This window comes from Saccharomonospora sp. NB11 (assembly GCF_015910535.1).
Taxonomy (GTDB): Bacteria; Actinomycetota; Actinomycetes; order Mycobacteriales; family Pseudonocardiaceae; genus Saccharomonospora.
In genome coordinates this window covers 179,692-192,079 of record NZ_JACBJG010000003.1, presented here as the reverse complement: position 1 = coordinate 192,079, position 12,388 = coordinate 179,692, and the positions used below count along the sequence as shown (strand labels likewise).

The window sequence follows — 12,388 nt, the reverse complement described above, 5'->3', positions numbered from 1 at the left end:
CTCAGCCACCTCCGAGCGCGGCGGCGATGGTCGCGCGTCCGATCTCCGCGGCGACGCGGCCACCGGTCGCGGCGAGGCCGTGGTCACCACCCGACTCGACGATGACCGCGACGGCGACCTTCGGGTCGTCGTGCGGGGCGAACGCGGTGTACCAGGCGTGCGGCGGGGTCCGCTTCGGGTCGGCGCCGTGCTCGGCCGTCCCGGTCTTCGACGCGATCTTCAGCGACGGGTTCTTGCCGCCGCCCTGAGTGTTGGCCTCCGAGGCGATCATCATGTCGGTGAGCACCTCGGCGTTGGCCGCCGACATGGCGGCGTCGCCGGTGAGTTCCTCTGGCGAGAAGCTCTCGATCTCCGACAGGTCGGGCGCCAACAGCTGCTTCACGAGCCGGGGCTTCATGGCCACGCCGTCGTTGGCGACGGTGGCGGCGAGCAGCGCCACCTGCAGCGGGGTCATGCGGACGTCACGCTGCCCGATGCCGGTCTGGTACAGCGCCGCGTCGCTCTCCATGTCACCGAGCGCGGACGGCACCACACCCATGGGGATGAAGAGATCGTCCATGCCGACGCCGAAGTTGGCGGCGGTGGCGCGCAGCTTCTCGGCACCCAGCTCGGCCGCCATCTCCGAGAAAGCGGTGTTGCAGGAGTACGCCAGCGCGTCCTTCAACGTGGTGCCGGGGCAGGTCTGCCCGTTGTAGTTCTCTAGCGTGGTCGACGTGCCCGGCAGCGTCACCCGCGGCGCGTTCGTGACCTTGGTGTCCGCCGACGCGCCGTTCTCCAATGCCGCGGCGGACATGAGGATCTTGAAGGTCGAACCCGGCGGATACGTCTCCCGAATGGCTCGGTTGAGCATCGGGTTGTCCGTGTCGTCGTTGTACTTGCTCCACGCCTCCTGCTGTTCCTGGGAGTCGTGGGAGGCCAGGTCGCTCGGGTCGTACGACGGGGTGGAGACCATGGCCAGGATGTCGCCGGTCTTCGGGTCGAGCGCGACGACGGCGCCCTTGTACCCGCGATCGGTCATCATCTTGTAGGCCGCCTCCTGCACGGCGGGCTTCACGGTGAGCCGGACGTTGCCGCCTCGGGGGTCGCGCCCGGTGATCATGTCGCTGAGTCGCCGGACCAGCAGTCGCGAGTCGGAGCCGTTGAGGAACTCGTCGTAGGCGCTTTCGAGGCCGCCCGCGCCGTAGACCACGGAGTAGTAACCCGTGACCGGTGCGTACATCGGCCCGTCGAGGTAGGTGCGGCGGTAGTTGAACAGGCTGTCGGTGGGTTTGACCCCCGCGAGCACCTGTCCGGCGTCGTCCGAGGTGATCTTGCCGCGTTCGCGCGAGTACTCGTCGTAGAGGATGCGGTTGTTCCGGCCGTCGGTCCGGTAGTCCTCGGCCTTCACGAACTGGATGTACGTCGAGTTGGCGAGCAGCATGGCCACCATCACCAGCATGGCGATGCCGACCTTGCGCAGCGGTGTGTTCACGGTTGCCTCCCCCCTTCGGGCGGCTGGCCCGGCCCGAGCGGCCCGGGCTCGGTCGGCGGGCGCTGCACCATCACGGTGTGCGCCTCTGCCAACGGCGCCTGCGCCGCGGGCTTGGGCTTGGCGGGGCGCTGGGGCCTGCGCGCAGCGTCCGAGATGCGCAGCAGCAACGCCACGAGAGCGTAGTTGGCGAGCAGCGACGAGCCACCGGCGGAGAGGAACGGCGTGGTGACACCCGTCATCGGGATCAGCTTCGTGACACCGCCGACGATCACGAACAACTGCATGATGATCGCGAACGACAACCCGCCGCCGAGCAGCTTGCCGAACGTGTCGCGCACGGCCAGCGCGCTGCGCATGCCCCGCATGGCGAGGATCAGGTAGACGACGAGGATGGCGCTGAGTCCGATCAAACCGAGCTCTTCACCGAGCGCGGCGCTGATGAAGTCGGTGTGCGACTCGGGCACCGTGTCGGGCCTGCCCAGCCCGAGGCCGGTGCCGAACATGCCGCCGGTGCCGAGGCCGAAGAGGCCCTGGGCGATCTGGTAACCACCGCCGGCGTCGTTGTACGTCGCCAGCGGGTCGATCCAGTTGATCACGCGCTGCTGCACGTGGGTGAACAGCGAGTACGCGATCACGCCACCGACAGCGAACATGCTCACGCCGAGCACGACCCAGATGATGCGCTCGGTCGCGACGTACAACATCATCAGCACGATGCCGAAGAACAGCAGCGCCGTGCCCAGGTCCTTCTCGAACACGAGGACGCCGAGGCAGGCGATGGCAGCGATGATGATCGGTCCGAGGTCACGGGCGCGGGGGAACTCCACGCCGAGCACCCGCTTGCCCGCCGTCATGAAGAGATCTCGCTTCGACACCAGGAACGACGCGAAGAAGATCATCAGCAGGATCTTGGCGAACTCACCGGGCTGGATCGAGAAGCCAGGGAGCTTCAGCCACACCTTCGCGCCGTTGACCTCGGAGAGCGAGCTGGGCAGCACGGCGGGGAGCGCGAGCGCCACGATGCCCACGAGGCCGCAGGTGTAGGCGTAGCGGGTGAGCTTGCGGTGGTCCTTCACCACGATCAGCACGCCGAGGAAGAACGCCAGCGCGACCACGGTGAAGAAGACCTGACGCGGGGCGTTGGTCGCCGCCTCGGTGCCTCGGGCCAGCGCGGCGCGGGCCTCGGCGAGATCGATCCGATGGATGATCACCAGTCCGAGGCCGTTGAGCAACGCCACGCACGGGAGGATCAGCGGGTCGGCGTAGGGCGCGAACCGCCGCACGGCGGCGTGGGCGACGCTGAAGATCGCCAGGTAGGCGAGCCCGTACCAGAGCACCGACCACGACAGTTCCTGCTCCTGGTTCGCCTGCACGAGGACGAACGCGAAGGTCACGATGAACGCCGAGAACGCCAACAGGACGAGTTCGGTGCTCCGTCTCGTCGGCAGCTCGCGGGGCGGGTTCGTCGTGTACTGAGCCGCCCCGCCGGGGGTACCTGCGGGCTGCGCCATCAGTTACCGCCTGAGTTGGGCGCCGGGCGGCAGTCCACGCCCGGACGCTGCCCGCCCTTGTCCTGTCCCGCGTCGGTGTCGGTCGGCTGACCAGCGTCGGAGTCCTGCTCCGGCTGAGACTCGTTGGCCGCTCCGCCCTGTTCCACGCCGCCGAGTCCGCCGCCCTGGGCCTGGTCGGACTCGTCGTCGCAGATGTCGAGCAGGTTGTTGCGGCGCAGTGTGTTGAGGTACTGCCGCGCGTCGTCGAGGCTCTCGCGCTTGACGCCGTTCGTCACGGCCACCCGGGCGTCCTGCTGCAGGTCCGACAGGTGCAACGGCTCGCACAGCGAGGCTTCGGGCGGGCACGAGTTCTCGGCCTTCTTCTGCAGGTCGAGACCGAGGATGCTGCCCGGAACGCCCTGGTAGACGACGACTTCCTCGTTCTCGTCGACGCCCACGTAGTACTGCCGCAGGACGAAGTACCGAGTGGCGAACGCTGCCGCGGCCAGCAGCACGAGAGCGAGTCCGAATGCCAGGAGCAGGCGGACCCGCTTACGCCGTTTGGCTTTTGGGTCTGGGGGTGTCTCCAGTTGTTCGGTCTGCGTGGGCTGCGGCGGCGGTGGCGGCGCGGTGAGCGCTCGCGCCCGAGCCGCCGGCGAGTCGCCCTGCGGACCTTCGTCGGAACCGTCACCGGCCGCGCCCCCGACGATGGGGGCGTCCTCGCCGAAGTCGACGTCGACGACGTCGGCGATGATCACGGTGACGTTGTCGGTGCCGCCGCCCTTGAGCGCCAGCTCGATCATGCGGTCGGCGCACTCCTGCGGGTCCGGGATGCGCAGCGCCTCGGCGAGCGTCTCGTTGCTCACCATGCCCGACAGTCCGTCCGAGCACAGCAGGTACCGGTCGCCCGCGCGCGCCTCGCGCACGGTGACGCTCGGTTCGACCTCGTGGCCGGTGAGAGCCTTCAGCAGCAGCGAACGCTGAGGATGGGTCGCCGCCTCCTCCTCCGTGATCCGGCCCTGCTCCAGAAGCTCGTTGACGAAGCTGTCGTCGCGGGTGATCTGGGAGAACTGCCCGTTGCGGAGCAGGTAGGCGCGCGAGTCGCCGACGTGCACGAGACCGAGCCGCGAACCGGAGAACAACACCGCGGTGAGTGTCGTTCCCATTCCGTCGAGTTCGGGATCGTTGGCGACGAGTTCGGAGATCGCCTGGTTCCCCTGGTTGACGGCGTCGCGCAGCTGGGTCACCAGGTCGTCGCCGGGCTCGTCGTCGTCGAGATGAGCCAGGGCGGCGATGACGACCTTGCTGGCCACCTCACCGGCGGCGTGGCCGCCCATGCCGTCGGCCAGGGCGAGCAGGCGAGGGCCGGCATACACGGAGTCCTGGTTGTTGGAGCGAACCAGGCCCCTGTCGCTGCGGGCCGCGTAGCGTAGGACGAGAGTCATGGGCGAAGCTCGATCACCGTCTTGCCTATCCGGATGGGGACACCGAGTGGGACTCGGAGGGGTGCAGTGACCTTAGCCCGGTCGAGGAAGGTGCCGTTGGTCGAGCCCAGGTCTTCGACGTACCACTCGTCACCTCGCAGCGACAGGCGGGCGTGCCGTGTCGAGGCGTAGTCGTCGTCGAGGACGAGAGTCGAGTCGTCGGCCCGCCCGATCAGGATCGGCCTGCCGTCCAGGGCGATGCGCGTACCGGCCAACGCCCCGTGGGTGACCACCAGTTGCCTGGGCAGCTTGTTCCTGCCCAGTAGTGGCTTCTTCTCCTTCTGCCCGCGGCGGAGGCTGGGCACGTTGACCCGCAGCCCCGACGCCGCGTAGAGGTCCGAGCGCACCACGCGCAGCGCGGCGAACACGAACAGCCAGAGCAGGACGAGGAATCCCACTCTGGTGAGTTGTACGACCAGCTCTGGCACCGGTTGTGTCAGCTCCCGCCTTCTCGCGCCCGACCTCTGGCACCTGCCGCCGTGCGATTCGCCGCACGACTTCGTGGCTCCACAGGTCACCCCGTGTGGCCGTCATTATGCGGGACACACGTGTGGTTACCGTGCGGGACGCCGAAAGTCGTCGGCGTTCGGTCGTCCGGCTCCGCTCGTCGGGCGGTTCACCGGACGTTCGACAGGTGTTTCGTCGGGCGTGCGACGAACTCAGCCCTGGGTGCGGAACACCAGCGAGGAGTGACCGACTCGGATCACGTCACCGTCGGCGAGCTGCCAGGTCTGCACCGGGGTGCCGTTGACCGTGGTGCCGTTGGTGGAGCCGATGTCGGCCAGCGTGGCGCTCTGCCCGTCCCACGTGATCTCCAGGTGGCGTCGTGAGACGCCGGTGTCCGGGAGTCGGAAGTCCGCGTCCTGGCCCCGACCGATCACGTTGCCGCCCTGCTTCAACGAGTAGGTCCGGTTGGACCCGTCGTCGAGCTGCAGCATGGCGTTCAGCGGCCGGTTCGCGGGCGGCATGCCACCACCCGGGTAGCCACCCTGCTGCGCGTAGGGGTCGGCGCCGGGCGCCGGTGGCTGGGCGGGGTAGCCGGCGGGCGGGCTCGGGGGAGCCGCGTAGCCCTGGTCGTACGCAGGCTGACCGGTGGGCGTCGGCTGACCGTAGCCCTGGTCGTAACCCTGCTGGCCGGGCTGACCGTAGCCCTGGTCGTAGCCGCCCTGCTGACCGTAACCCTGGTCGTAGCCCTGCTGACCGTAGCCCTGGTCGTAGCCGCCCTGCTGACCGTAACCCTGGTCGTAGCCCTGTTGGCCGTAGCCCTGGTCGTAGCCGCCCTGCTGGCCATAGCCCTGGTCGTAGCCCTGTTGGCCGTAACCCTGGTCGTAGCCGCCTTGCTGGCCATAGCCCTGGTCGTAACCGGGCTGTCCCTGTCCGTAGCCGTACTGGCCCTGCTGGCCGTACGGGTCACCCTGGTCGTATTGGCCGTAGCCGCCGGGCTGGCTCATTGGTCGGTCTCCTGCGTCGCTCATATGTGCCGACCGTGCGAAACTCCCGGCGTCCTGTGCCTTGACATCCGGGTCCACGGTCGAGCGGGTTCTGAACTTTCCAGTATGCAGCGCCTCGTTGCGCTCTAGCGAAACTACGACGTCACCATAGGTGTCCCAGCCGTGCTCAGCGAGATGCTCGGACACGGCCTCGGCGAGCATGCGAGTGACCCGCTGCCCGTCCGCAGCCATGCGGTCGTAGTCCTCGGCGCCCAACGAAACGACGTAGTGGTTGGGTGCGAGCTTGCGCCCGCCCGCGAGGTCTCGGACGTTGTCCTCACACTCCCGCTCCAGTTCCAACGCCACTTCTTGCGTGACGACGTTGCCACCGAATATCCGCGCGAAGGCATCTCCCACGAGGCTCTCGAGGCGCCGATCGAAGCGCTGCACGCGTCCCACCGGAACCACCTCCTTCCACGTGTACCTTCGGAGCCGATCGTATCGGGTTTTTACGGTGAAACACGGGCCCCCGTGCAAGCCGCCCGAAACGTCTTGCTACGCTGTCGTCAGCGTCAAGGAAGTTGCTCGGGCGAGTGGCGGAATGGCAGACGCGCACGGTTCAGGTCCGTGTGTCCGGAAGGACGTGAGGGTTCAACTCCCTCCTCGCCCACAGAGAGAACGAACCGCCGTCGGGGATGGTCCCGGCGGCGGTTTCGCGTTTGAAGGGCTGATGACGTGGCTGGTGTGAACGAACGGTGGTCGGCCCGGACCAGGGCGATCGTGGCGGGCCGGCCCTCAGGGCCCGGGCAACCGATGAATGTGCCCATCACTCCCGCGAGCATGTTGGGGCTGGAGTACTCCCGTGAGGACGGCACTCCGACCTGGGCGGCGTTCGAGACCGCGCTCGGGGAACTGGAGGGCGGGGAGGCCGTCGCGTTCGCCTCGGGGATTGCCACGGCGTCAGCCGTGCTCGACTCCCATGCCGTCGGCGCGACGGTGGTGGTCCCGCGGGACAGCTACGCGGGCACCCGCAGCTACTTCGCCCACGAACAGGAGACGGGCCGGATCACGGTCGTGTCGGTCGATCCGACCGACACGGGTGCCTGGCTCGACGCGGCGGCCGACGCCGAGCTGCTCTGGTTGGAGTCGCCCACGAACCCGAGTCTGTACGTCACCGACATCGCCGCGATCGCGCGGGAAGTGCGCTCGTGGGAGCGCAGGCCGACGATTGTGGTGGACAACACGTTCGCGACTCCGCTGGGACAACAGCCGCTCGGACTCGGCGCCGACGTGGTGGTGCACAGCGCGACGAAGTTCATCGGAGGGCACAGCGACCTACTCCTCGGGGTCGCGGTGTCGAACGACCCCGCTCGGGTCACGGCGCTGCGGCGGGCACGGACGCTGATCGGTGCGACCCCTGGTGCATTGGAGGCGTTCCTGGCGCTGCGTGGTCTGCGCACGCTTCCCGTGCGATTCGCGGAAGCGTCGGCGACGGCAGCGCTGTTGGCGGAACGGCTCACTGGACATTCCGTCGTGAATCGGGTGCGGTATCCGGGATACGGGGCGATGTTGTCGTTCGAGGTCGCCGACGCGAATAGCGCCGACCGAATCTGTCGGGAACTGCAACTGGTGCAGCACGCCACGAGCCTGGGTGGCGTCGAGAGCACAGTGGAGCGACGAGCGGCACGTCCTGGAGACGCGCATGTGGCCGAAGGGTTGCTTCGGTTGAGCGTCGGTTTGGAAGATCCCGAGGATTTGTGGGACGACCTAAACCGAGCGTTGTGTTCAGTGAACTGACCGAGGCTGCTTCCATCCCTCCGTCGGGTAGTGGGAATTGACGTTGTGTGTATGCTCCGCAACGACTGGTGTCTGATCTTCACCTGACTGGGTTTTCCCCTCCCACTGTCTTCTTAGGAGACTCATGAGCAGCAGAAGAACGTTGGCCAGGGTCGGCGCGCTCGTCGCCGGAACTGCTACCGCCCTTTCCCTCGCCGCGCTTCCGGCGTCGGCCGAAGGTGCGAAGGCGGACATCGTCTCCGGCGGTGGCGATTCCGGCCACAACGTCAATCTCGGCCAGGGTTCTCGCAACATGCAGACCACGCTGTTCACGCTGAACATCGAGGGCGGCAACACGCTCCGGGCGTACTGCGTCGAGATCAGTGTCAGCGTGGACCCGAAGCGTTCGATGTTCGAAAGCCCGTGGGACGAATTCCCGAACCCGGACTCGCCGTTCCACGCCAATCGCGCCCACATCAACTGGGTCCTGCACCACGGTTTCCCGGTGAAGGATCTGGCCGAGTTGGAGCAGACCCTCACCGAGCAGGGCGTCGAGCTCCACAACGGACTCGACAAGAAGGAAGCCATCGCGGGCACGCAGGCCGCGGTGTGGCACTACAGCGACGGCAAGGACATCGACCGCGACGACCCGTCGTCCGCGCGGGACGCCGGTTCGGACGCCGACGTGTTGGCGCTGTACGACTACCTCACCGGTGAGTCCAATGTGGGCACCGAGGAACCCGCTCCGGCGCTGAAGGTCTCGCCGGAGACGGTGTCCGGTGAGGCGGGTGACCGTCTCGGCCCGTTCACCGTGGCCACGACGGGTGAGATCAACGAGATCTCGGCCGAGCTCCCCGAGGGCGTGACCCTGACCGATGCGGACGGCAACGCGCTGGCCGCCGGTGACATCACCGACGGCACCGAGATCTACGTCGACGTTCCCGCCGAGGCCGAGGCGGGCTCCGGTGCGTTCTCCCTGAACGCCACGGCGCGCCTCGCCACCGGTCGGCTCTTCGTGAGCGAGGGCTACCAGCGCAAGCCCGCGCAGTCGCTGATCGTCGCGTCGTCGGAGGACACCAAGCTCTCGGCCGGTGCCACGGTGGAGTGGGCCCCCGCCGCCCAGCCGACCCAGCCGGAGGAGACGACCGAGACCCCGGTCCCGAGCGAGACGTCCGAGGCTCCCGCTCCGACCGAGACCACCGAGCCGTCGGTGAAGCCGCAGGCGGGCTCGGAGGACCTGGCGCAGACCGGTGCCTCGCCGATGCTGCCGCTGCTCATCGGCCTCGGCCTCGTCGGCGCCGGTACGGGTGCGATCCTGCTGCAGCGCAAGAAGAAGAACGCGTGAGGTCGGGCGTAGCCCGCTGAACTGACCGAGAGCCACCTCTCCCGCCTCGTGCGGGGAGGTGGCTCTCGTCGTGTGTGGAGGTGTGCGATGTACGGAGTCGCGCCGCCGGAGCGACTCGGGGAGTTCTCGCTGGCGGACGGTCGGACGCTCGGCTGGAGCGAGTAGGGTCGCGAGGACGGCACCGCCGTGCTGTTGTGTCCCGGCGCGGGGACGAGTCGACGGCCTGCTTTCGGCACGTGCACGAGCTCGGGGTCCGGCTGGTCTCGTTCGACCGTCCCGGGCTCGGCGTGTCGACCCCCGCGCCAGGTCGGAGGTTGTCGGATTTCCTGGCATCCCGCATCCCCGGTGCGGTCCTGCGCACGCTGGCAGGAGAGGCCGGTTCGGTGTTGTGGACGCGTGGTGAGGAGCTGCTGCGACGGATCGTGACCTGACTCGGTCTCGTTCGGAGCGTGAGGGTTAGTGTTCACCCCTCGTCTCGGCAACCGAGCGCGATCGGCCGGGAGGTTCATGCAGATTCGAGTTCTGGGCCCGTTGCAGGTGGTCGACGGAGATCGGGAGATCACCGTGCCGGCCGGTCGACTCCGCGTTCTGCTCGCCGCGCTGGTGTGCAACGCGAACCGGGTGGTCTCGGTGTCCGAGCTGATCTCCTACCTGTGGGATGAGCCCGGCCCCGGCGCACCCGACACGGTCCGGTCCTACGTCCGGCGGCTCCGGGCCTGCCTGCGGCAGCTCGATCCGAACCGGGAGTTCATACGACTGCGCAGTCCCGGCTACGTCCTGGTCGTCGAGGACGACGAGGTCGACCTGTTGACGTTCCGGGCGCGGGTGGCCGCCGCGCACGACCTGGCCGATCCCGCAGAGGCGGCGGAGTCGTTGCGGTCGGCGTTGTCGCTGTGGCGGGGAGCGCCGCTGGCCGACGTGCGATCGGACGCGCTGACCCGTGCCGTCGTGGCGTCGCTGGAGGAGGAACACACCCGCGCGGTCGAGCAACGCATCGACCGCGAGTTGGCCGCGGGTGAGCACGGCGCCCTCGTCGGCGAGTTGACGGCGTTGGTGGAGAAACATCCGTTGCGCGAGCGGTTGTGGGGGCAGCTCATGCTCGCGTTGGCGCGCAGCGGTCGGCAGGCGGAGGCACTGGCGGCGCATCGACGCCTGCGAGCCGTCCTCGCCGACGATCTCGGCGTCGACCCCGGGCCCGAGGTGCAACGCATCCACGCGGCGATCCTGCGCGGCGAGGACGAGGCGATCGGCGCGCCGGAGGTTCCGGGCGACGCTCCCGTGCCGCGGCAGCTCGTCGCCGACTGCGTCGGTTTCGTCGGGCGGGCGGCGATGGTGGACGAGTTGACGCGCTGGCTGACGACGACGCGGGGCCGTCGGCTGCTGGTGCTCAGCGGACAGCCGGGCGTGGGGAAGACGGCACTGGCCGTGCGGCTCGCCCATCGCGTCGCCGAGCGGTTCCCGGACGGTCAGGTGTTCGTCGACCTGCACGGCTTCTCGGGTTCGTCGGTCGTGGAACCCGGTGAGGTCCTGGCGCGGGTGCTGAAGGACCTCGGCGTCCCGGCCGCACGGCTTCCGGAGGGCGTCGATGCGAAAGGCGCGTTGCTGCGGGCGACGTTGCGGGGGCGGCGGGTGCTGTTCCTGTTGGACGACGCGGTGTCGGCCGAGCAGGTGCGGCCTCTGCTCCCGGGCGGCGACGACTGCGCGGTGATCGTCACCGCGAGGTACGCGCTGTCGGGGCTCGTGGCGTTCGACGAGGCGCGAGGGGTGCGAGTGCCGCCGTTGAGCACGGCCGACTCGACGACGTTGCTGTCGCGGCTGCTGACGGGACGGGGCGACTCCAGCGACGACCTGCGACGACTCGCGCACGCGTGTGCACACGTGCCCTCGGCGCTCCGGCTCGCGGCGACCTACCTGGCCTCGCGACGGCACGTACCCGTGTCGGTGTTGCTCGACTCGTTGCGGGAGCAAGGGCCCGAGCCGTTGGCTGTGCCCGGGGACGAGCGGGCGAGCGTGTTCGGGGCGTTCGCGCGGTCGCTGGCACGCCTGTCCGACCCGACGAGGCAGGCGTTGTTGGCGACGAGCGTGTTGCCGGGGCCGGCCGTCACCGTCCAGGCCGTCGCGGCACTCGTGGACTGCGACGGTGGCACTGCCGCTCGGATCGTCGCGGAGTGGGAGGAGGCCGGTCTCGCCGAGTCCGTCGGACCGCACCGGTACCGGCTCTTCGATTTGGTGTGGGCGTGCGGTCTGCGGTTCGGCGAACGAGAACTGCCGGGTTCCGTGCGTGCCGACGCCGCGAAGCGGCTCACCGAGCACTACGTCCAGACGGCCCTGCGGGCGAGCAAGTTCGTGCGTCGGGCACCGTTGCCGCTGGGCCTTCCCGCGCACTCGGACCGAACGCCCACGGTGCGGTTCGACGGCCTCCACGACGCGTTGTCCTGGTACGAGGCCGAACGGGAGAACCTCGTCGCCGTCGTTCGGGAGTGCGAGCGGCGCGGTTGGCACCATTACGCCTCCGCCCTGCCCGTCGTGCTGTGCACGTTCTACGTACTGCGCAAGCACTGGACGGACTGGGAACAGACCCACGAGGTGGCGTTGCGGGCGGCCCGTCGTGGCCGGGACCGGCGTGCGGAGTCGACGGTGCTACACCGGATCGCCGCACTGCACAACAGCCGCGGGGAGTACGACGCCGCGTTGCGGGCCAACCGGACGGCGGTCGCGATCGGTGAGGAACTGGACGACCCGCGCCTCGTCGCGACGGCGCTGACGGGACTGGGCAGCACCTATCGCGCGCTCGGGGAGTTCGAGCAGGCGGAGCGGTGTTACGAGCGGTCGCTTCGGCTGTCCACGGAGGTGGGTGATCCGTACGGGCGGATCGGTCCGTTGGTCAACACCACGCGCCTTCGCCGGCAACGCGGCGAGTTCGATCGGGCGATCGCGTGCGGTCGGGAAGCGATCAAGGTGGCCGTGGAGTACGGCTCGTCGAGTCATCCCGCCGTGGCGTGGCTCGATCTCGGTGAGGTGCACCTGGCGGCGGGGCAGCGCGACGAGGCGGTGACGGCGTTGCGTGAGGCGGTGCGGCTGGCCACCGACGCGGGAGACGTCGTCACGCAGGCGCGGGCGAGGGAGCTGCTCGCGTCGGGGACGTCGCCGCTTCTCGACGCCGTGGAGTGAGGTCGTGGCACAGAAGTGTCACGCGGGGTGCACGCCGCGCGCGGCACGCTGGCGGATGCCGTGCGGGGGCCGGCTTCATCGTTGCCGTTCGAAGCGGGACGAGTGCGACAGGCGCTGAACGGGGGTCGTGACGGCTTACTCGTCGTTCGCCCGTACCGCGCGGTGGAGGGGACCGGCGCGTGCCGGTGAACGGGCTGGTGTCGCTCGCGAAAGCAGTGCCC

General features: G+C 69.0%; 9 protein-coding genes and 1 tRNA gene. 5 read left to right on the top strand and 5 right to left on the bottom strand.

Annotated features, from left to right (window positions below):
• Window position 1: 1 nt before the first annotated feature.
• The 5 genes from JAV51_RS05405 to JAV51_RS05385 all read right to left on the bottom strand — a co-directional run bounded on the left by JAV51_RS05405 (window position 2) and on the right by JAV51_RS05385 (window position 6,334).
• Complete coding sequence (locus JAV51_RS05405; RefSeq protein ID WP_197319515.1) at window positions 2-1,471, bottom strand: penicillin-binding protein 2; 1,470 nt, start codon at window positions 1,469-1,471, stop codon at window positions 2-4.
• A complete protein-coding gene (locus JAV51_RS05400; RefSeq protein WP_197319514.1) occupies window positions 1,468-2,982 on the bottom strand; it encodes an FtsW/RodA/SpoVE family cell cycle protein in 1,515 nt (504 codons plus the stop codon). Before JAV51_RS05400 ends, JAV51_RS05405 begins: the two co-directional genes overlap by 4 nt.
• Window positions 2,982-4,406 carry a Stp1/IreP family PP2C-type Ser/Thr phosphatase gene (locus JAV51_RS05395; protein WP_197319513.1) on the bottom strand — a complete coding sequence of 475 codons (1,425 nt, stop codon included), beginning with the start codon at window positions 4,404-4,406 and terminating at the stop codon, window positions 2,982-2,984. The genes JAV51_RS05400 and JAV51_RS05395 overlap by 1 nt, the downstream gene beginning before the upstream one ends.
• Window positions 4,403-4,873 (bottom strand): FHA domain-containing protein, encoded by a 471-nt coding sequence (locus JAV51_RS05390; RefSeq protein ID WP_197319512.1) that lies wholly within the window; start codon window positions 4,871-4,873, stop codon window positions 4,403-4,405. The genes JAV51_RS05395 and JAV51_RS05390 overlap by 4 nt, the downstream gene beginning before the upstream one ends.
• Before the next feature lie 231 nt (window positions 4,874-5,104).
• Window positions 5,105-6,334 carry an FhaA domain-containing protein gene (locus tag JAV51_RS05385; protein WP_197319511.1) on the bottom strand — a complete coding sequence of 410 codons (1,230 nt, stop codon included), beginning with the start codon at window positions 6,332-6,334 and terminating at the stop codon, window positions 5,105-5,107.
• A 128-nt stretch (window positions 6,335-6,462) separates the two neighbouring features.
• On the opposite strand from JAV51_RS05385, the gene JAV51_RS05380 reads away from it, so the two are divergent.
• The 5 genes from JAV51_RS05380 to JAV51_RS05360 all read left to right on the top strand — a co-directional run bounded on the left by JAV51_RS05380 (window position 6,463) and on the right by JAV51_RS05360 (window position 12,167).
• Window positions 6,463-6,545, top strand: a tRNA-Leu gene (locus tag JAV51_RS05380).
• 65 nt (window positions 6,546-6,610) lie between these two features.
• Entirely contained in the window at window positions 6,611-7,672 is a 1,062-nt protein-coding gene (locus JAV51_RS05375; RefSeq protein ID WP_197319510.1) for a PLP-dependent aspartate aminotransferase family protein, read from the top strand.
• Window positions 7,673-7,796: 124 nt separating this feature from the next.
• Window positions 7,797-8,996: a Cys-Gln thioester bond-forming surface protein gene (locus JAV51_RS05370; RefSeq protein WP_197319509.1), complete on the top strand. Its 1,200-nt coding sequence runs from the start codon at window positions 7,797-7,799 to the stop codon at window positions 8,994-8,996.
• A 236-nt stretch (window positions 8,997-9,232) separates the two neighbouring features.
• Window positions 9,233-9,427, top strand: a complete 195-nt coding sequence (locus JAV51_RS20195; protein WP_231641359.1) for a hypothetical protein — start codon at window positions 9,233-9,235, stop codon at window positions 9,425-9,427.
• Window positions 9,428-9,503: 76 nt separating this feature from the next.
• On the top strand, window positions 9,504-12,167 hold the full coding sequence (locus JAV51_RS05360; protein ID WP_197319508.1) for a BTAD domain-containing putative transcriptional regulator: 2,664 nt from the start codon (window positions 9,504-9,506) through the stop codon (window positions 12,165-12,167).
• Window positions 12,168-12,388: the final 221 nt, after the last annotated feature.